This window comes from Vibrio sp. 10N.286.46.A8 (assembly GCF_041470165.1).
Lineage (GTDB): Bacteria > Pseudomonadota > Gammaproteobacteria > Enterobacterales > Vibrionaceae > Vibrio > Vibrio tasmaniensis_A.
Genome location: NZ_JBFRLX010000028.1, coordinates 41,251 through 62,181, shown reverse-complemented (window position 1 = coordinate 62,181; position 20,931 = coordinate 41,251). Strand labels below are relative to the sequence as shown.

Annotated in this window: 18 protein-coding genes; 16 read left to right on the top strand and 2 right to left on the bottom strand. The window is 44.4% G+C overall.

Annotated elements, in window-relative coordinates; translation table 11 throughout:
• Positions 1 to 187 precede the first annotated feature (187 nt).
• On the top strand, positions 188 to 1,501 hold the full coding sequence (gene brnQ / locus AB4232_RS03835) for a branched-chain amino acid transport system II carrier protein (protein WP_372086274.1): 1,314 nt from the start codon (positions 188 to 190) through the stop codon (positions 1,499 to 1,501).
• Positions 1,502 to 1,679: 178 nt separating this feature from the next.
• Here brnQ and fldB read toward each other — a convergent pair whose 3' ends face one another.
• A complete protein-coding gene (gene fldB / locus AB4232_RS03830; protein WP_009848425.1) occupies positions 1,680 to 2,201 on the bottom strand; it encodes a flavodoxin FldB in 522 nt (173 codons plus the stop codon).
• 150 nt (positions 2,202 to 2,351) lie between these two features.
• Between fldB and xerD the strand changes: the two genes are divergently transcribed.
• The 8 genes from xerD to AB4232_RS03790 all read left to right on the top strand — a co-directional run bounded on the left by xerD (position 2,352) and on the right by AB4232_RS03790 (position 11,810).
• Positions 2,352 to 3,266, top strand: coding sequence for a site-specific tyrosine recombinase XerD (gene xerD, locus AB4232_RS03825; RefSeq protein WP_041472738.1), 915 nt, complete (start codon positions 2,352 to 2,354; stop codon positions 3,264 to 3,266).
• A gap of 26 nt (positions 3,267 to 3,292) precedes the next feature.
• The gene (locus tag AB4232_RS03820) at positions 3,293 to 4,072 is read left to right on the top strand and encodes a thioredoxin fold domain-containing protein (RefSeq protein ID WP_372086272.1); all 780 of its coding nucleotides are present in this window, start codon (positions 3,293 to 3,295) and stop codon (positions 4,070 to 4,072) included.
• Positions 4,073 to 4,152: 80 nt separating this feature from the next.
• Complete coding sequence (gene recJ / locus AB4232_RS03815; protein ID WP_012603262.1) at positions 4,153 to 5,889, top strand: single-stranded-DNA-specific exonuclease RecJ; 1,737 nt, start codon at positions 4,153 to 4,155, stop codon at positions 5,887 to 5,889.
• 251 nt (positions 5,890 to 6,140) lie between these two features.
• Positions 6,141 to 7,239 (top strand): peptide chain release factor 2 gene (prfB, locus tag AB4232_RS03810; RefSeq protein ID WP_100208942.1). Its coding sequence is split into 2 segments (ribosomal slippage): positions 6,141 to 6,215 and positions 6,217 to 7,239, totalling 1,098 coding nucleotides; the frame shifts between segments, so codons are not numbered across the junction.
• A 98-nt stretch (positions 7,240 to 7,337) separates the two neighbouring features.
• Positions 7,338 to 8,870 (top strand): lysine--tRNA ligase, encoded by a 1,533-nt coding sequence (lysS, locus tag AB4232_RS03805; protein WP_009848430.1) that lies wholly within the window; start codon positions 7,338 to 7,340, stop codon positions 8,868 to 8,870.
• Positions 8,871 to 9,146: 276 nt separating this feature from the next.
• Positions 9,147 to 10,481 carry a cyclic-di-GMP-binding transcriptional regulator VpsR gene (gene vpsR, locus AB4232_RS03800; RefSeq protein WP_009848431.1) on the top strand — a complete coding sequence of 445 codons (1,335 nt, stop codon included), beginning with the start codon at positions 9,147 to 9,149 and terminating at the stop codon, positions 10,479 to 10,481.
• A gap of 572 nt (positions 10,482 to 11,053) precedes the next feature.
• Positions 11,054 to 11,305, top strand: a complete 252-nt coding sequence (locus AB4232_RS03795) for a DUF1127 domain-containing protein (protein WP_371708334.1) — start codon at positions 11,054 to 11,056, stop codon at positions 11,303 to 11,305.
• Between the two features lie 193 nt (positions 11,306 to 11,498).
• Positions 11,499 to 11,810 (top strand): DUF6482 family protein, encoded by a 312-nt coding sequence (locus AB4232_RS03790; protein WP_009848433.1) that lies wholly within the window; start codon positions 11,499 to 11,501, stop codon positions 11,808 to 11,810.
• A 115-nt stretch (positions 11,811 to 11,925) separates the two neighbouring features.
• Here AB4232_RS03790 and mutH read toward each other — a convergent pair whose 3' ends face one another.
• On the bottom strand, positions 11,926 to 12,591 hold the full coding sequence (gene mutH / locus AB4232_RS03785; RefSeq protein ID WP_086017877.1) for a DNA mismatch repair endonuclease MutH: 666 nt from the start codon (positions 12,589 to 12,591) through the stop codon (positions 11,926 to 11,928).
• A 616-nt stretch (positions 12,592 to 13,207) separates the two neighbouring features.
• Between mutH and rppH the strand changes: the two genes are divergently transcribed.
• The 7 genes from rppH to AB4232_RS03750 all read left to right on the top strand — a co-directional run bounded on the left by rppH (position 13,208) and on the right by AB4232_RS03750 (position 20,745).
• Positions 13,208 to 13,726, top strand: coding sequence for an RNA pyrophosphohydrolase (gene rppH / locus AB4232_RS03780; RefSeq protein ID WP_009848435.1), 519 nt, complete (start codon positions 13,208 to 13,210; stop codon positions 13,724 to 13,726).
• 2 nt (positions 13,727 to 13,728) lie between these two features.
• Positions 13,729 to 15,978, top strand: a complete 2,250-nt coding sequence (ptsP, locus tag AB4232_RS03775; RefSeq protein WP_012603267.1) for a phosphoenolpyruvate--protein phosphotransferase — start codon at positions 13,729 to 13,731, stop codon at positions 15,976 to 15,978.
• Positions 15,979 to 15,986: 8 nt separating this feature from the next.
• Entirely contained in the window at positions 15,987 to 16,778 is a 792-nt protein-coding gene (locus AB4232_RS03770; RefSeq protein ID WP_372086270.1) for a sulfite exporter TauE/SafE family protein, read from the top strand.
• A 58-nt stretch (positions 16,779 to 16,836) separates the two neighbouring features.
• Positions 16,837 to 17,658 carry a prolipoprotein diacylglyceryl transferase gene (gene lgt / locus AB4232_RS03765; protein WP_004735021.1) on the top strand — a complete coding sequence of 274 codons (822 nt, stop codon included), beginning with the start codon at positions 16,837 to 16,839 and terminating at the stop codon, positions 17,656 to 17,658.
• Positions 17,659 to 17,667: 9 nt separating this feature from the next.
• On the top strand, positions 17,668 to 18,519 hold the full coding sequence (locus AB4232_RS03760; protein ID WP_009848438.1) for a thymidylate synthase: 852 nt from the start codon (positions 17,668 to 17,670) through the stop codon (positions 18,517 to 18,519).
• A gap of 140 nt (positions 18,520 to 18,659) precedes the next feature.
• On the top strand, positions 18,660 to 20,051 hold the full coding sequence (locus AB4232_RS03755; RefSeq protein ID WP_009848439.1) for a winged helix-turn-helix domain-containing protein: 1,392 nt from the start codon (positions 18,660 to 18,662) through the stop codon (positions 20,049 to 20,051).
• A 217-nt stretch (positions 20,052 to 20,268) separates the two neighbouring features.
• Positions 20,269 to 20,745, top strand: a complete 477-nt coding sequence (locus AB4232_RS03750; protein ID WP_372086268.1) for a hypothetical protein — start codon at positions 20,269 to 20,271, stop codon at positions 20,743 to 20,745.
• Positions 20,746 to 20,931 lie beyond the last annotated feature (186 nt).

The following is a 20,931-nucleotide window of genomic DNA, read 5'->3' as shown; positions in this document are numbered from 1 at the left end:
ATATTTAGTTTAATTCACTACTTTTTGTTTATATATGCAAATTTATATGGTGTTTTTTTATGGTGACTTGCAGCTAGCCGAGTGTTTCGTCATTATGCGCGACTATTTTAAAGATTGATTGGCAGCTTCTCGCTGTAACATTCATGTAAGCACAACATAAACTCATAAATATAATTAAGGATTATCTGTGAAACAGAGTCTAAAACTAACAGATATAATGGCATTGGGCTTTATGCTTTTTGCGTTTTTCTTAGGTGCGGGGAACATCATCTTCCCACCTCTAGCTGGCCAATTAGCTGGTGATCACTTTCTTCCAGCGATGTCTGGTTTTCTGCTGACTGCCGTTGGTCTGCCGTTAATCACTATCGTCGCGGTCGCAGTGGCGGGTGGTTCATGGGGTCATCTAACGAAAGATCTTCCTAAGCAAGCAGCAACTATCATGGCTGTACTGATCTTCATCATCATCGGTCCTGCATTTGCTGCACCACGTACCGGTCTTGTTGCTTATGAGATGGCGGTGAAGCCGTTCTTCATTGATGCGACTCAAGTTCATCTAACTCTCTTTTCGATTGCATTTTTTGTGGTAGCGATGTTCTTCTCATGGTCACAAGGTAAGCTTATTGACGTTATTGGCAAGGTACTTACGCCTGCACTATTCGTTGGTTTGGTTGTACTGGCAGTTGCTGTGTTCATTAACCCACAAGGTGATGTCCTTGCGGCTCACGGTGAGTACATCACTCAGCCACTGACCAAAGGTTTCCTTGAAGGCTACAACACCATGGATACTTTTGCTGCTTTGATGTTTGGCATGCTGATTGTTGACGCAATTCGCAGTAAAGGCGTGACTGACCGCGCAGCAACAACTAAGTACCTAATCAGTGCGGGCTGTATTGCCGCTGCGGGTCTAGCATTTGTTTACATCTCTCTGTTCTTCCTGGGCGCAACAAGCGCAACAGTTGCAGCGGGTGCAGATAATGGCGGCGCTATCTTAAGCCTATACGTCCAATCTTTGTTTGGCCCTTCAGGTCAACTCGTGCTTTCTGTGATCGTACTATTGGCTTGTCTAACGACGGCGATTGGCCTTGTATCAGCATGTTCTGATTACTTCAGCTCGCTAACACCTCTGTCTTACAAGACCTGGGTAATCATCAACGGTGTAGCTTGTGCAACCGTAGCGAACGTTGGCCTTTCTCAGTTAATTTCTCTGTCTGTTCCAGTTCTGTTTGCACTTTATCCAGTAGCAATCGCATTGGTCGCACTGGCATTCTTGCGCAGCCGTTTTCCTAATCCAAAAGCGGCTTACCGCGTAGTGGTATTAGTGTCTCTACTGTTTGCTCTTATCGATGGTGCTAAAGTTGCAGGTATAGATGTATCTGCAATGAACATGCTGCCGTTGTTCGAAATCGGTATGGGTTGGTTGCTTCCAACAACTGCCGCAATCATCTGTATGTTCTTCGTTGGTAAATCAACAGAGCAAGAGATGGCTGAAGAGACTGTTTAATCTTCCGTTGAGATGACATTGTCCTTCGACATGAAATAGAAAAGGCCTCATTACTTCGCAGTAATGAGGCCTTTTTGTATTCTGTGATCTTTTAATATTCTGCTACTTCGCTACTTCGCTACTTCGCTACTTCGCTACTTCGCTACTGAGTTACTTAGCTGAGTGTACTTCTGTTTGGTTATAGCTTTTCGCTGTACTCAACCAGTACTTGTTCAACCCAGCTAGCGATACGGTCGTCGCTCAGTTCGTATTGTGAATCTTCATCAAGCGCCAAACCAACGAATTGAGATTGGTCTTCAGTGAGAGCTTTAGACGCTTCGAACTCGTAGCTGTCATCGTTTGGCCAGAAACCGACAAACTCTGCGCCAGCGATTTTCAGCTCATCATGCAATAGACCCATCGCATCTAAGAACCACTCGCCGTAGCCTTCTTGGTCACCTAAACCAAACAGTGCTACAACCTTGCCTTTCATTGGCGTGGTTGCAATGTCTTCCCACAGTTCATTCCAATCTTCTTGGATTTCACCGAAGTCCCAAGTTGAGATGCCGAGCAGTAAAAGATCGTAGTCCGCCATCAATGAAAGAGGGGTTTCTTTCACGTTATGGATATCAACTAGGTCTTCACCAATAATGCCGCGAATTTTCTCTGCTGCCATTTCGGTGTAGCAGGTGGTTGAGCCGTAAAATAATCCAATTTTCATAGCAAACGTTCAATTTTAATTTCAGATGGCGAATTCTAACCATAAATCGACTTCGATTGCAGCGATTATCCGCTCAAGTCGTAATTTTTATGGCATTCATATTTGCTCTGGCATACTCTCAAAACAGTTTCCAATATTGTGAGTAACACTATGCAGTCGCCTCAAGGGCAGAGCGCAGACCACGGTCTAGTAGAACAGTTTTTAGATGCTATGTGGATGGAGCGAGGATTATCGGAGAATACGCTTGTCTCGTACCGTACCGACCTGTCTAAGCTTCTAACGTGGATGGAAAAGAACAATTACCGCCTCGATTTTATTAGTCTTTCAGGACTACAGGATTATCAAGGTTGGTTAGCCGATGCTGACTTTAAGCAGACTTCCCGTGCTCGTATGTTGTCGGCCATTCGTCGCTTGTTTCAATATCTACACCGCGAGAAAGTAAGAGCCGACGATCCTAGTGCGCTGTTGATCAGTCCAAAACTGCCGAAGCGCTTGCCAAAAGATTTGAGTGAAGAGCAAGTGGATTCGCTGCTTGAAGCGCCAGATCCAAACGATCCAATCGAGCTTCGCGATAAAGCGATGCTTGAGTTACTCTATGCAACTGGACTTCGTGTGACTGAGCTCGTTAGCCTGACCATGGAAAACATCAGCCTAAGGCAAGGTGTGGTGCGTGTGATCGGTAAGGGCGGTAAAGAGCGCTTGGTGCCAATGGGCGAAAACGCCGTCGATTGGATAGAAACTTTTATTGAACAAGGTCGCCCACAACTGCTCGGTGATAACAGCTCGGATGTGGTTTTTCCGAGTAAACGCGCTAAGCAAATGACTCGTCAAACGTTCTGGTATCGCATTAAGCATTATTCGGTTATCGCTGGTATCGACACGGAATTATTGTCTCCACACGTATTGAGACATGCTTTTGCCACTCATTTACTGAACTATGGCGCCGATCTCAGGGTCGTACAGATGTTGCTTGGACATAGTGACTTATCGACCACCCAAATTTATACTCACGTGGCGACTGAAAGGCTGAAGCAAATTCACGCTCAGCATCACCCACGTGCTTAAATCCATTTATTTTTAAGGTGAACCTAATGAGCGTATTACGCCGTCTTCCTCTACTAGCGCTTCCTCTCATGATTACTGCATGTAATGCATCAGAGGCGAAAGTAGAAACAACATCAACAGCCGTAGAAGCTGCTCCAGCTCAAGCTATTGATGCAGCTGCGTTAACTAAGCGTTTTGAAAAAATCGGTATTAAGGTCGATAAGATTGTTCCTTCGGATATCGATGGTCTTTTAGAAGTTCAAACCAACAGCGGCATTATCTTTTCTTCTCCAGAGGGCGATCACTTTCTAGCCGGTACACTTTACTCTTTGGATGACAACGGTAAGTTCAGTGACGTACTGGCCGAGCGTCAAGCTCCGCTTAATGCTGAAAAAGTCGCAGCGATGTCGGATACGGTTATCGAATACAAAGCAGATAACGAAAAGTACGTTGTGACAGTATTTACTGACATTACGTGTGGCTACTGTGTTCGTCTGCACAGCCAAATGCAAGGCTACAACGATCTGGGTATCACCGTTCGTTACATGGCTTACCCACGCCAAGGTGCGACAGGACAAGTTGCCGATCAAATGGCTGCAATCTGGGCGTCTGACGATCCAAAAACAGCTATGCATGATGCTAAAGTCAATCGTCAAATGCCAGCGTCTGGTAAAGACCTAGCAGAGCAAAAGCAGATCATTGCGAAACAATACCAACTCGGTCGTGAGCTTGGCATCAATGGCACTCCGGCTATCGTGCTAGCAAGTGGTGAGTTGGTGAGTGGTTACTTACCTCCGGCGCAACTTATTCAGCGTTTAGAGCAGTAATCTTCATTTTTTTATTACCTATTATTCCCCCCTGTTTTTGATTTAAGGAGTGGCCTGATTGATATCAGGCCCATTTTTATATGATAGAGATCCAACGCCGTCCTGAGGTCGACACTTCAGTCTTACCTGCTCACTTACCTGACTTGTTAAAGCGCATTTATGTGAGTCGCGGAATCGACAGTGCTGACCAGCTAGAGACAGCTGCGAAAGGTTTGCACTCTTATCAAAAACTGGGCGGCATTGATGCTGCGGTTGAATTGTTGTTCAAAGCCATTCAGCAGCAAAAGCGCATTATCATTGTTGGTGACTTTGATGCCGATGGCGCAACCAGTTCGGCGTTGTCTGTGCTTGCTCTGCGAATGTTGGGCAGCTCGAATGTTGATTATCTGGTCCCCAACCGTTTTGAAGATGGTTATGGCTTGAGCCCTGAGGTTGTCGAACAGGCGATCGAACTTGGTGCTGAAGTGATCATGACAGTCGACAACGGTGTATCTTCAATTGACGGTGTTCGCTTTGCTAAAGAGAAAGGCCTTGATGTACTGGTTACTGATCATCACTTGCCTGGTTCTGAATTACCGATTGCAGATGCAATGGTCAATCCCAACCTAGAAAGCTGCGCATTTCCTTCAAAAGCGCTAGCCGGTGTGGGTGTCGCCTTTTACCTGATGATGGCATTGTGTGTTCATATGCGTAAGTTGGGCTGGTTTGCTCAACACGGCATGACAGAACCCAAGTTGATGGAACTGATTGACCTAGTGGCTCTGGGTACTGTTGCGGATGTGGTACCACTTGATGAAAACAACCGAATCTTGGTCCACCAAGGGCTACAACGCATTCGTGCGGGTAAAGCTCGTCCGGGTATTCAAGCCTTGATTGAAATTGCTAAGCGAGATGCTAAGCGTTTAGTTGCCTCCGATTTTGGTTTTGCGCTTGGTCCACGTATCAATGCGGCTGGCCGATTGGATGACATGTCTTTTGGTGTTGAGCTGCTAATGAGTAATAACATCCATGCCGCGCGTCGAATGGCCAGCGAGTTAGATGGCTTGAACCAAACACGTAAAGAGATCGAAGAGGGCATGAAACAAGAAGCGATGGCTTTTTGTGAGCGCCTTGAATTTGGTAAAGACGATTTGCCTTCTGGTTTGGCTCTGTTTCAACGTGATTGGCATCAAGGCGTAATTGGTATTCTAGCTTCGCGTATCAAAGACAAATATCACCGCCCAGTGATCGCATTTGCTGATGGTGGTGAAGGTAGCATTAAAGGTTCATGTCGTTCGATTCCAGGTTTGCACATGCGCGATGCGCTAGACAGAATCGACACTCAAAACCCTGGCCTGATCTTGAAGTTTGGTGGTCACGCAATGGCAGCCGGCTTAACCATTATGGAAAAAGACTTCGAGCGATTCAGCAAGATGTTTGATGACGTTGTGCGTAAAGAACTCGGTGAGACGGCGCTGAAGGGTATTATCTTGTCTGATGGTGAGCTGTTACCTGAAGAGTTCTCAATGCACACCGCTGAGACGTTGCGTTCAGGTGGTCCGTGGGGACAAGCTTTCCCTGAGCCCATCTTTGATGGTGAGTTTAAAGTTCTGCATCAAAAATTAGTGGGTGAAAAGCACTTAAAGTTAATGCTTGAGCCATTGTATAAAGGCCACCCGACCAATGTGATGATTGATGGTATTGCCTTTAATGTTGACCTACGTCGCTGGCCTGATGCCTCAGTGAAAACGGTACATCTTGCGTTTAAGCTTGATATTAACGAGTTTCGTGGCAATCAATCGTTGCAGTTGATGATTGATCATATCGAAGCGAAATAGTTGAAGCCAAATAGCGTTATCGTTCACTGAATGAGGTTCATCATTTAGTGCCAAATCCAACAAGCTCTGTTCAAAAACAGGGCTTGTTTCCCTTCCTTTCCTTACAAATTTTGCGTGTTTTTTCTGCCCGTCAATTTTATATCCGATTAAGTTATTGAATCTTGGTGCACCACTCTAAAAAATTCTGTATCTCCGTCACACTTTTGAGTACAATTCTCCGGTTAAATTCTACTCATAAATGATGAGCTAAAATGTTTGAAATCAATCCTATAAAAAACCGTCTGCAGGATGTGTCTGAGCGCACAAATATCCTGAGGGGGTATCTTTGACTATGACGCAAAGAAAGAGCGTCTAGAAGAAGTAAACGCAGAATTAGAACAACCGGATGTATGGAACGAACCTGAGCGTGCTCAAGCGCTAGGAAAAGAGCGTTCAGCATTGGAAGCGGTAGTAGAAACGATCGACCAACTTGACCAAGGTGTTGAGGATGTTGATGGCCTACTAGAGCTTGCGGTTGAAGAAGAAGATCAAGAAACGTTCGATGAAATTGAGCCAGAATTGGCCGAGCTTGAAGCTAAGTTAGAGAAGCTGGAATTCCGTCGTATGTTCTCTGGTGATCACGACGCATCAGATTGCTACATCGATTTACAGTCAGGTTCGGGCGGTACAGAAGCTCAAGACTGGACTTCAATGATGTTGCGTATGTACTTGCGTTGGGCAGATTCGAAAGGCTTCAAGACTGAAGTTATCGAAGTGTCTGATGGCGATGTTGCTGGCCTTAAAGGCGCAACGGTACGTATCTCTGGTGAGTACGCTTACGGTTGGTTACGCACAGAGACTGGTGTTCACCGTCTAGTTCGTAAGTCACCATTTGATTCAAGTGGTCGTCGTCATACTTCATTTGCTTCTGCGTTTATCTATCCTGAGATTGATGACAACATTACGATCGACATTAATCCTTCTGACCTACGTATTGACGTATACCGTGCCTCTGGCGCTGGTGGTCAGCACGTAAACACCACGGAATCGGCGGTACGTATTACTCACGTTCCAACTAACACCGTGGTTCAGTGTCAGAATGACCGTTCGCAGCATAAGAACAAAGATCAAGCGATGAAGCAGCTACGTGCTAAGCTTTTTGAACTTGAGATTCAAAAGCAAAATGCTGAAAAACAAGCGAGCGAAGAAACGAAATCAGACATCGGTTGGGGCAGTCAGATCCGCTCTTACGTGCTGGATGATTCACGTATCAAAGATTTACGCACCGGCATCGAAAACCGTAATACTCAAGCGGTTCTTGACGGTGACTTAGACAAGTTTATTGAAGCTAGCCTGAAATCAGGTCTGTAAGCTTTATCAACTATTAAGCTTTACCAATAATATTGGTAAAAATGCCTATATTTTCAAAAATATAGCTGTCCAAATTATAAAAGCAGGGTACATCTCAAATGACTGATGCTGTTCAAAACGAAAATGCACAAGAAGCTTCTTCACCTGAAGAGAACAAACTAATCGCTGAGCGCCGTAGCAAGCTGGATCATATCCGCCAAAACTGCAAAGCGAACGGTCACCCAAATGATTTCCGTCGTGAGCACCTAGCTGGCGATCTTCAAGCGGAATTCGGTGAGAAGACTAAGGAAGAGCTAGAAGAGCTTAACCACATCGTTGCGATCGCAGGTCGTATTATGGCGAAGCGTGGTCCATTCCTTGCGATTCAAGAAACTTCTGGTCGTATCCAAGCGTACGCAGCGAAAGACGTACAAAAAGTACTGAAAGAGAAGTACCAAGGCCTAGATATCGGTGACATCATCGGTGTTAAAGGTGCGCTTCACAAGTCTGGTAAAGGTGACCTTTACGTGAACATGGAAGAGTTTGAATTGCTAACCAAAGCACTTCGTCCTCTGCCAGAGAAGTTCCACGGTCTAACTGACCAAGAGATGCGCTACCGTCAGCGTTACGTTGATCTAATCGTGAACGAAGACTCTCGTAACACATTCATCGTGCGTTCTAAGCTTGTGTCTTCAATCCGTAACTTCATGAGCTCAAAAGGCTACCTAGAAGTTGAAACGCCAATGATGCACGTGATCCCAGGCGGTGCAACAGCACGTCCATTCATCACTCATCACAACGCATTAGACATCGACATGTACCTACGTGTTGCACCTGAGCTTTACCTTAAGCGTTTAGTAGTTGGTGGTTTTGACCGTGTATTCGAGATCAACCGTAACTTCCGTAACGAAGGTCTTTCTCCTCGTCATAACCCAGAGTTCACAATGATGGAATTCTACCAAGCGTACTCTGACTACAAAGATCTAATGGATCTAACGGAAGAGATGCTAAGCACAGCGGCGATGGACGTTCTTGGTTCTACTTCTATGCCTTACGGCGACGAAACGGTTGAGTTCGGTGGCACTTACGCTCGCATGAGCATGTTCGATGCAATCAAACACTACACACCTGAAAATGCAAACATTCAAGCTCTGACTGAAGACGATCTTCAGAACAGAGAATTGATGGTTAAAATTGCAGAAGAAGTGGGTCTTTACGTTGAGAAGTTTTGGACATGTGGTCAGCTTCTTGAAGAGATCTTTGGTGAAACGGCTGAGCCTCAGCTAATTCAACCAACGTTCATCACGGGTTACCCAGCGGACATCTCTCCACTGGCTCGTCGTAGCGACAGCAACCCATTCTTCACAGACCGCTTTGAGTTCTTCATCGGTGGCCGTGAAGTAGCGAACGGTTTCTCTGAGCTTAACGATGCACAAGACCAAGACGAGCGTTTCAAAGCACAAGTTAACGCAAAAGACGCGGGTGATGACGAAGCTATGTACTACGATGCGGACTACATTACTGCACTAGAGCACGGCTTACCGCCAACAGCGGGTCAAGGTATTGGTATCGATCGTCTAGCGATGCTATTTACTAACACGCACACAATCCGTGACGTGATCTTGTTCCCGGCAATGCGCCCACAAGCGTAATTTTCGCTTATGGGGTGTTACTGCCCGTGTAATTTAAAAGCCACCTTCGGGTGGCTTTTTCGGTTTTTAGCGTCAAAACCTAGCTCGTACCGCACTCTTGATTCGAAAAATGATTATTTATGACATAGTCTTACCATTGAGACAAAAAATCTAAGATAGTCTCATTACTATACGTATCGGATCTGAATACGATCTTGCGGCAACTTTGTACCCGTATGATTCGTTTAACTCGTGTTAGCCTGATTGAAAAAAATAAAAACAGAATAAGGAAGAAGGATGGGAACTCAATTTAAGATGGATTCCTTACCAGGTTCTCTTATCGTCGTTGGTGGTGCGTACGAACCCTGGTTATCAGTGTTAGAACAAGTGGGTTGGCAATGTACCCAGTGTGCAGATTTACGAAAAGCCGATGCCTTAATTACTGATATTGGCCCCTGCATTGGCATTGTGGATCTTAGTCATGATGAGTTTAGCCTTAATGGTATCGCTAACCTCGTGAGCAACAACAAGCAAGTTCGATGGCTTGCTTTTATCCGTGAATCGCAATTGAGCTCAGATACAATCTGCCAATTTATCGTTAACTTCTGTATCGACTTTTTCACGGCACCAATCCCTGATGCTCAGCTATTGAGTACCATTGGTCATCAACTGGGTATGCTCAAACTTGAGCAGAAAGTATGGCCAAACTACGGTATTAACAACAATATGGGTTTGCTTGGCGACTCTGTGGCTGTGAAGCGTTTGAGAGACCAAGTAAAGCGAATTGGCCCCACAGATGTCAGTATTTTGATTTACGGTGAGAGTGGGACAGGAAAAGAGACAATTGCACGTTCCATTCATCAAAATTCATCGCGAGCTCAGAAACCATTTTTAACTGTGAATTGCCGTGCTCTATCTGAAATGAGGATAGAGACTGAGATGTTTGGTATTTCAGCCCCAGCAACGGCAGCGCCTTGTATGTTGGAAGAAGCCGATGGCGGAACCCTCTTACTCAACGATGTCCTAGCGATGCCTCGTAATCAACAATTGAACCTTTTACGCTTTTTACAAGAAGGGAAAATTGAAACCACGAAGGGAGCTAAGTCGGTTGATGTTCGCATTTTGGCTGCTAACTCTTCTGATATTGAAAAGGCATTGATCGAGGGCGACTTCAATGAAGAGCTTTATCATTACATCAATGTTCTGCGTATTCATGTTCCTAGCTTAAAAGAACGTGTGAGTGATATTTCAGTGCTAGCGAATCATTTTCTGCGTGAGTACTCAAAAGAGTTTAATGCGCAAGCGAAGAGCTTCTCAGACGATGCTATCCGCTCGATGAGTCGCTACCATTGGCCTGGCAACGTTCGTGAATTGATGAATCAGATTAAGCGTGTTGTGTTGATGTCTGATGCTGTCATCATTGAGGATCATCAACTGGATTTACCAAAACAGAATGATGAACGCCGCAGTCTGAAAAGTATACGTGAACGTTCAGAGCGAGATGCTTTACTCATTGTGTTGGAATCTTATGGTGGTCAAGTGTCTTTGGCCGCTAAGGAGCTTGGAGTTTCACGCGCAACTATGTACCGCTTACTCAATAAACATGGTCTTATATCTGAGGGCGTTGTTTAGAACGTTCTATTCATTGACTCTATCCGGTGAGTGAAAATTCAAGGGCCACGTATCATACGTGGCTTTTTTGTTTCTGAAGGATAGTCCGCTGTTCTATAGAGAGAGCCCTAAGATAGATATGCTGTGATTTTATATAATCATAGTGAATATGTTATATGTAAATGAATATGCAACTGATATTTCAGGCGAATGCATTGTTTTAAAAATGTTAACCAATTATCGGTTGAATAATATACTCACTTGGTTAGACTTTAACCGTGAAAGCAACGATTTAACAAAGACTTGTCTGCTTTTACGACCCCATTTCTTTTTGGATTTTTTAGTTAGCTTGGAGGCGCAAATGAAACATTTCGATTTTATACAGCATATTTGCGCGTCGTTTGATCCGTGTACTGACATGGTGACTGATATGTCACACACATCAGCCATGGCCGATCGAAACACCCAAGATAAACCTAACTAATAGATCCGTACCCTTATTTGGCTGCGGAAAAATAGCAGCTAAGTGAGAAGCCCTCATACTATCTAGAACGCTATTTTTCCTCAGTTTATTCCACAACTGGAGAGTTATTATGCGTCACTCAGTATATTTAAAACTAGCAACAGTTCTTATCCGTGCAGACCTTCGTCGTGAAGAGCGTGAATGGCAACGAAAAGTTCGTCGTAGTTCATATGATCTACCATGGAACAACACCCATTTATTGAGAGATATTGGCCTTGAAGCCGATGGTCGACCAATTGGTCTTTCTGAGCCTGAAGTTGTCACGATTGAGCGCCGAGTTCGTCATCTTCGTCGAGTCTTAAGCGCGCGAATACCGACGTAATCTTGTGGGGTGATAGCGCCTTTCACCCCACAAGATAAACATCAGCGATAGTTATGGCGTCGAAAATGCAAATTTTTGAACTAGAACTGGCCAAAAAAGAGAAGCTCTTGCTTCTCTTTTTTTGCTTTTTTAAGTCGTTATCTAGTAAAGGTAAATAGTTCGGCTAAGCTTTACAGAGCAAGGGAGGCTGACTATGCAGAAGCATCAATTAGACATGTGGTTACATGGAGAGCACAAAGACTCTTATCAGACACCGAAAGTGTACGTTATTGGTTGCTCTGATATCTCTGAATATTTGCTGGCGGTGGAGTACAAACACAAGCTAGAACCGGTAAAGCAAGACGGCGAGCCGCTTCACTTTGGATCCTTGGATCAAGTGAAAGAGGAATTACTCCGGCTCGGCTTTGAAAAGGCCTACCTTCGCTTGCACAACGCGTATGATGAGTTTGGTAATGAACCCAACCAAAGCTACTGCGATATTGAACTGGCGCTCAAACCTCATTAGAGAGTATTCTTAACGAGCGTTGTAGTGAGAAATTACTTCTAAATTGAGACGGTTTATAACGTACTGATCTTTTAGCCTATCTATGCTAGATAAAACCTCTATGCGTAATGGCTTTCTATGCGTAATGGGTTGTCAGCAATCTGTGGGTGAATTGAGTTCGTAGATAGAAACCACGAGGTTTGGTCTTTATTGGTTTTCCACTTGCACCGTAAGCTTCTGTTAACACTCGACTGTTGGCGGCTTTTGGTCGCAAATGCAGTGCTTCGCCGTGTCTTGCTGTTATCTGTTCAACATTACCTAACACGATCAGCTCCATGAGCTCTTCCCAATCCCTTTTTAAGATCTCGTCTTCCGCTTGGGTTGGTGTCCACAATAAAGGGGATCCTACATGCCTTTCTGCCAGTGGGATCTCTCTTTCTCCCTCTACCGGGATCCACAACACTTTAGACAGCTTGTTTCGAACGTGACTGGTTTCCCACGTTATGCCTTGCACGCCCATCAATGGCGCGACACAAACAAAGGTGGTTTCGAGTGGCTTCCCTGAATAACCAATCGGGATACTTTTTAGCTCGATCCCGAGCTTGGCAAAATCTTGTTCTGGTTTACTGCCAGCTGGCGCCCCCAAGTGCCATTCCAATAGTTGTCCAACCCAGCCTTTATCTCGCTTTAGGTCGTTTGGTACAACCATATTGGCTTCATCGGCGAGCTCTTTGAAGGTCATTCCTGCAATAGCATATGCTCTGTCTAACAGCTCTTGTTGTGTTTGTGGTTCTGGTTTCATAATAAAAGGCATGATCAAAAAAATGATTTTACCAGAAGTTATCACCATATGACGACTGGTTAAGAAATGATCGCCTTGCTAGAAAAGGGATCAAACTCATGGTTATCCACAGGACATGAAGGTAATTAATTGAAATATTAATTTAGTGGATAAATAAACAGGAGTTTGCAGGGGATAAAATGCTTGCTAAATAGGGCTTGAAATGAATCTTTCACTTACTAGTGTGGATAAACATCGGAGTGGTTGATCTTTAACCATGGGTGATTTTTAAAAGATCTTTTTATTTTTTCATGTTTTTAAAATTGATGGATTTGTTTTAATTTATTGATTTTTAATTGTTTTTATTGTCGGTTGGTGGTTTTTTGTTTTTGGTTCTGATAAATCTATGGATTAAAAAAAACGATTGCGGGTAATTCTTCACATAGTTATTCACAGAAAAGGTGAATAAATGTGGTCTATGTCTCACTCTTGTGTGGGTAACTAAGATTTGAGCAAAACTTATCCATATTCGTAGTTATTATTCATAAATATAGCGCTTGTCACGTCACTAAGTTTGCTCCGATTGGGGATATGTGGAAAAATCAGTGTAATTAAAAATTTAGATAGAGGTTGGCCAGTGATAGATGGCGATGGTTACCGATTAAATGTTGGTATTGTAATCTGTAACAACCATGGTCAGGTCTTCTGGGCTAAACGATACGGGCAACATTCATGGCAATTCCCTCAAGGGGGAATAGATGAAGGTGAAACTCCGGAACAGGCAATGTACCGCGAGTTGTATGAAGAGGTTGGCCTTACTAAAAAGGATGTAAAGATCGTCGCGACAAGTCGTCATTGGTTACGCTATAAGCTGCCCAAACGACTGGTTCGGTGGGATTCTAAACCTGTCTGTATTGGACAAAAACAGAAGTGGTTTCTTTTACGCTTAGATTGCGATGAATCGCATATCAATATGCAGCGTGGAAGCACACCTGAGTTTGATGGTTGGCGTTGGGTGAGTTACTGGTACCCAGTTCGACAAGTTGTATCTTTCAAGCGAGATGTTTACCGTCGAGCGATGAAAGAATTCGCATCTTTAGCAATGCCGTTTAAAGAGCGAAAAACAAAAGGAAAGCGCAAATTGCGTAGAGGTTAAGCATGCTCAGCCAACTAAGGGAAATAGTTGAACACGTATCAAGAGTTGAAGATGTGTCGACGGCTCTTGATATTTTGGTTAAAGAGACATGCAGCGCGATGCAGACGGAATGTTGCACCGTGTATTTGGCAAATAATGATATGCAGCGTCTTGAGTTGATGGCAACTCAAGGCCTGATCTTCAAAGGCAATAGTATTCACATTGGTTTTGACGAAGGTTTGGTTGGCCTTGTTAAAAGAAGTGCTGAACCGATCAACCTTGCACAAGCGTCTGCTCACCCTGCTTATAAGTTTTTTCCCGAGCTTGGAGAAAAGGTTTATCACTCTTTTCTCGGCACTCCGATTATCTATCGCAAGCAAGTGCTTGGCGTATTGGTCATTCAACAGAAGTCCCCCCGTTTATTCAGTGAGATGGAAGAATCCTTCCTTGTTACACTCTCAGCACAACTTGCGGTTATTGTGGCGCATGCCCAAACTCAAGGCCATTGGCTGTTAGAGCAACAGAAGCTACCTGCGACCAAAGGTATTGCAGCTTCATCGGGTGTGGCGATTGGTGACTTATGGTGGGACAACACTCAGCCTGAACTCACCGATGTTTACCCTGCTTCGACGCTCAATGTTGAAAGGGAGCATGAGCTGTTGGCAGTCGCTGTCGAAAATGCTCTCAATGATTTTAAGCGAATGCGAAAGCGTTTAGATAGTGAAATCAATAAAGACGCGTTGGCGATCTTTGATCTGTTTACTCACTTACTCAACGATCCCATGTTACGTAAGGATCTCAAGAGTCAAATTCAGAAAGGCGACAAAGCCGATTGGGCATTGAGACAGGTTGTTGAGAGTTACTCTAACCGTTTTGCTCGTATGTCAGATGTGTACCTTCGGGAGAGAGCGCAAGACGTCCGAGAGCTTGGTCAAAGACTGCTCTATTTCCTCCACAATTCTGAACATGAACTTCGCACGTTAGATAAACCGATTATTTTGGTGGTTCGTGAGTTAACGGCCTCTGTATTAGCGTCTATTCCTAAAGAAAAACTATTAGCGGTTATTTCCTTGGAAGGGGCGGCGAACTCGCACGCAGCGATTTTATCTCGAGCTTTGGGTATTCCTTCTGTTATGGGAGTTAACCTTAATCTTTCGCAAGCTAATGGTAAGCAAGCGATTGTTGACGGGTATAGCGGCGAGATCTTTATTGAGCCGACTAAAAACCTGCTCAAAGAGTATCGGGGGCTGATTCTAGAAGAGAGTGAGCTCTCCTCTATGGTCAATCGAGAACTGTACTTACCGGCAAAAACGAAAGACGACAAGCAAGTCGAGATTCTGCTTAATGCGGGCTTGAGTGCAGACACTAACATCGCTATCAACCAAGGGGTTGATGGGGTTGGTCTGTATCGAACCGAAATTTCTTTCTTGTTGCAGCAAAGGTTTCCGTCAGAGGACGAACAATTCAAACAGTATCGTTCTGTGCTTGCGAGTTACCCTGAGAAGCAAGTGGTGATGCGAACCTTGGATATTGGTGGAGATAAGGCGTTACCTTACTTCCCAATAGAAGAAGATAATCCATTCCTTGGTTGGCGTGGTATTCGTTTTACCCTTGATCACCCCGACATCTTTATTATTCAGTTACGTGCGATGCTACGTGCGAGCTGTGAAAGCCATAACTTGAGTATCTTGCTGCCGATGATTTCTGGTGCGCAGGAGCTGGATGACGCGTTCCAACTGATTGAACAAGCGTATGACGAAGTGCATGAGCTTGATAACCGAGTGCGTATGCCGCGTATCGGTATCATGATTGAAGTGCCATCCATGCTTTACCTTCTTCCGCTTATTGCGGATAAAGTTGATTTCGTTTCGGTGGGCACCAATGACTTAACTCAATATTTATTGGCGGTTGACCGGAACAATTCCCGTGTCTCTGATGTCTATGAATCCATGCACCCTGCAGTGATCATGGCATTGAAACATATCCATGATACTTGTAAGCAATATCAATTGCCGGTGTGTATATGTGGAGAGCTTGCGGGTGATCCAATGGGTGCATTGCTCTTGATTGGGTTAGGGTATGAGACGTTAAGTATGAACACCTCAAATGTCGCAAGGACTAAGTATTTGATTCGTCAATCTAAGCTTAGTGAACTGCAAGATTTGGCAAATGAGGCGCTATCAAAACCGTATGGAAGTGACATCTATAGTATGATGCTCAACTATTTCGAAGAGCGTGAATTTACAGGCTTCATTCGAGCGGGTAAAAAATAGGATTTAACGTGTCATATGAACTGACAGGCTTGCTAGCAGGCCTTGGTGCTATTGTTGGTGTTTTAGCTGGCTTGCTAGGCATTGGTGGTGGTTTGCTGGTGGTTCCTGCTTTACTCTTTTTGCTTCCTAAAGCGGGTATCCCTCAAGAGTTTGCGATGCAAATGGCATTGGCTACCTCGTTATCAACCATCATCGTTACGTCGGGATCGTCTGCGATTAACCATTTAAAATTGGGTAACGTAGAGATATTTGTCGTTAAATGGTTGATGCCCGGAGTGGTGGTCGGTGGCTTCCTAGGTTCTTTCGTGGCCGATGTGATTCCAGCTCAATACTTACCAAAAGTCTTTGGTGTGATTGTCTTGGTATTGGCGTTGCAAATGCTGTTGTCTATTCGCTCTAAGAGCCAAAAGTCGATGCCGGGTACAGCTAAAACCGTGTTGTGTGGTGGCGGTATTGGTTTGGTATCAAGTTTAGCGGGCATTGGCGGTGGGTCTTTGTCGGTACCTTTCCTCAACCATCACGGTGTGGAAATGCGTAAAGCCGTCGGCTCATCTTCGGTATGCGGTTGTGTTATCGCGATTTCGGGAATGCTAGGTTTCATTTGGCATGGATCTTCTGTCGATGATCTTCCTGCGTATAGCTTAGGTTATGTTTATCTGCCGGCTTTGATTGCGATATCTTGTACCTCAGTGTTGACCACTCGAGTGGGTGCGAAACTGGCCACTCAATTGCCAACCCCCGTGCTGAAGAAGTTCTTTGCGGTATTTTTAATGTTTATAGCAGCCACTATGCTGCTGTAGTGTCTTTTCTGTTAGCTGTTGAGTTAACCGTTATTCAATTTTAGATAGAGAGCCAAGTATGTCTCAGGGTTTTATCGAATTCCCAAATATCGATCCTGTTCTTATTGAACTAGGACCAATCTCAGTTCGTTGGTACGGCCTAATGTACCTTGTCGGCTTTATGTTTGCTCTTTGGTTAGCAAATCGCCGAGCTGATCAACCCGGTAGTGGTTGGACTCGAGAGCAAGTATCAGACCTACTGTTTGCTGGCTTTCTAGGTGTGGTGCTTGGTGGTCGTATTGGCTACGTACTTTTCTACAACTTTGGCCTTTTCATTGATGATCCACTCTACCTATTTAAGGTATGGACTGGCGGTATGTCTTTCCACGGTGGTTTGCTTGGTGTGATCACCGCGATGCTTTGGTATGCCAAAAAGAACGGTCGAACCTTTTTTGGTGTCGCTGACATGATTGCACCATTGGTTCCATTTGGTTTAGGTATGGGCCGCATGGGCAACTTCATGAACAGTGAGCTATGGGGTCGTGTGACTGATGTGCCATGGGCGATTGTATTCCCTAACGGTGGTCCACTCCCTCGTCACCCATCTCAGCTTTATGAAATGGCGCTTGAAGGTATTGTACTGTTCTTCATCTTGAACTGGTTCATCAAAAAGCCGCGTCCTCTTGGTTCTGTATCAGGGTTATTCCTAGCAGGATATGGTACATTTCGCTTCCTAGTTGAATACGTACGTGAACCTGATGCTCAGCTAGGTTTGTTCGGTGGATTTATCTCTATGGGACAAATTTTGTCACTGCCAATGGTTATCATCGGTGTGCTGATGATGGTTTGGGCATACAAGCGTGGTCACTACAAAGATGAATTACCACAACAAACGAAGTAAGGAATTGGTGTGAAACAGTATTTAGATCTCTGTCAGCGTATCGTTAATGACGGTACTTGGATTGAAAATGAACGCACAGGCAAGCGCTGCCTAACCGTAATCAATGCTGACCTTGAATATGATGTAGGTAATAACCAATTCCCACTGGTAACAACACGTAAAAGTTTTTGGAAAGCCGCAGTTGCTGAGCTGCTTGGCTATATCCGTGGTTACGACAATGCTGAAGATTTTCGTAAGCTAGGGACTAAAACTTGGGATGCGAATTCTAACCTGAATGAAGCATGGCTAAATAACCCTTACCGCAAGGGTGAAGACGACATGGGCCGTGTTTATGGCGTTCAAGGACGTGCATGGGCAAAACCTGATGGCGGTCATATCGACCAACTGAAGAAGATTGTTGATGATCTAACGAACGGCATTGATGACCGCGGCGAGATCTTAAACTTCTATAACCCAGGTGAGTTCCACATGGGTTGTTTACGTCCGTGTATGTACAGCCACCACTTCTCTCTACTTGGTGACACTTTGTACCTAAACAGTACTCAGCGCTCTTGTGATGTTCCATTAGGCCTGAACTTCAACATGGTTCAAGTGTATGTGTTCCTAGCAATCATGGCGCAAATTACTGGTAAGAAAGCGGGTGTGGCTTACCACAAGCTGGTTAATGCTCATATCTACGAAGATCAACTCGCACCTATGCGTGATATCCAGTTGAAGCGTGAGCCTTTAGCGGGGCCAACATTCCATATCAATCCTGAGATTAAGTCTTTAGAAGATTTGGAAACGTGGGTGACGATGGATGACTTCTGGGTTGAAGGCTACGAATGCCACGAAGCGATTAAGTACCCATTCTCGGTTTAATCTAATCTGCTTTGTTTGACTGACTGACTGATTGATCGAAAGGCTGCCTCTGCGCAGCCTTTTTTATTTCTGATGCTTGGCTTGCTTACTATTCGTAAAACCAATAATCTTGAGTGGTCTTTTCTAACCACAGAACTACTATGACTCGCTCGCATTGCTTTGTATTGCAACACGACTTTCCTATTTCTTTCTACCCTGATAAAAACCAGTTGGTGATTGATAGTGAAGAGATTCATTTAGAGCCACTACAAGCAAGGCTGCTCAGCTATTTCATCGACAAGCGCGGGCAAGTGGTTAGTACGCAGCAGATAGCTGCTGATGTCTGGCAACGAACTCAAGTGTCTGACAACTTGGTCAGACAGGTCATCAGTTTACTGCGCAGTCAGCTTCAGGATAAAGTACGTCCGTATCGCATCATTCAGACCATTCCTAAGCAAGGTTATCTGTTCGATATTGAGATAATTCAGCCTAGCGTTGAGACTACTCCCGTAGTAGAAATTCCCCCACCTGAAATCAAAGTTGTTTCTAAGCCTAAAAATAAAACCATCGCCCTGATTACAACCGCAGTATTCTCTATTGGCTTAATAGCAACTTGGGCATGGCAAAGCGATATCCCAACCAATGACACAGCTGTTATTTCTGCGCCTCAAAGTGATGTGATTCCCGTTTATATCCATGACATAACACTCGATTCTGCGGACGATTATGAGATGTCGGAAAGCGTGTACAACTACCTATTCTACGGGCTGAACTCAGCGAGAAATTTATCGGGTTACCACTTCTCTCAGCTCTCGAAACAGGGCAAGCAATCACTTGCCAATAATGGTGTCGAACTCAAAGGTTGGCTCAAGCAAAAGGGCAGTAATTATATACTGAGCGTGCTGATACAAAACAACCGCCAGCCCAATCAAAGCCAGAAAGTGGAAAAGAGCTTTAGCCAAGATAACTTCTTTGATGCCATTGGGGATGTGATTCTTGAGATCAAAGCCATTATTGCCCCAATGAGTTCAGAATACGGTGTCGTCAGTCATCGAGTGACTTCTATTGATAACTACGATGATTGGAAGGTTATTTCAGAGGGAATATCGCTTTTCTACCAAGGCAAAGGTGGACAGCCATTTGCAGAGATCGCACTTCAGTTGGATACGATTCAACAGCAAGGAAGAGACAATTATTTGGTCAATGCCTTATTGTCGTATTCGGAATCTTTGGCTTATTTGCAAAGTCATGAGCAAGAAGATCGCGAACATGCACTGCAACTGGCAAAGCAAGCCTTTGAGATGAACCCACGTTGTGATATTGCCAACCTTACCTTGGGTCTTGCACTGTTAATCAACCAACATGCCAATCAAGCTTTCCCTTACCTTTTTTATGCGGCCGAAAGTACACCGAGCCCTATCAGTTTTTATCTACTTAGTGTGGCTGACAAGCTGTCGGATAACCCAGAAGGTTCGCAATACAACTATCAGCGCTATACCGAAGTGAAAAAAGAGTATAATGGCCAACTGTTTGATCTTATTGAATCTTTATAAAAAACAAACCTTTCCTAAACCACATAATTCTCTTTGAAGTGAAGACGTTGAGTTACCGCTAATAGTAACGGCTCTTCTGCAAGGTTTTCTTGTGCCGACAGGCTTCTCAACATGTTTGATTATTGTTTGGAGTCAGGCTCGATTGCCTTGCATCAAGCGTAAAAACATCGACTTCCACATACTGGTCACCAAATCATTAATTATTTGGGGTACACACATGTTGAAGAAGTTTGCTTTTCAGATCATTCCAATTCAGATCTTCTTATTCGTCTTTTGGTTCAAAAATGGCTTTGTCGATAAAGTGATGGGCGTTGTGCTTGGCTTTATTACGCCAGATACCGCTTATTCAGGTGATACTTGGGCTGGCTGGAAAGGCTATATTGTAGGTACTTGGGATAAGAGCCAAATCGGTCATGCTTTACTGAGCCCTACGTTCGATTTTATGTTCCCTATTCTGATTGCTTTGCAATGTGTGCCATTTTTATTGGTTCTTCGTTCAGTACTAGCAGGTGAGTTCATGCCTGGCAAGGAGCGTCCGTGGTTACTCTATGCTGCCTTTGCTTCTCTGTTTGTGACGGCTTGTATGGCTTTCACTCAAACCATCACAGGTGCAAGCGATGGGCAGTATCTATGGCAACTTATCGGCTTTGGCATGGTTGCCATTATGTATCTGCGTAATGAGCAAGGTAAGTAAGCGTTTCTTTAGATGCGAGATAAGGGGAGTTAGATACAAGTAGAAGAGATTCGGGATACTAAGATCAAAAACCCCCGTCATTCCCTATCACGCTCGTTCCTCGCTGTAGGGAATGACGGGGATATATAGATGCGAGTAAAACGGGCTTTTCGTTACTCGTTCACTCGCATCCATCCTGTATCTGCT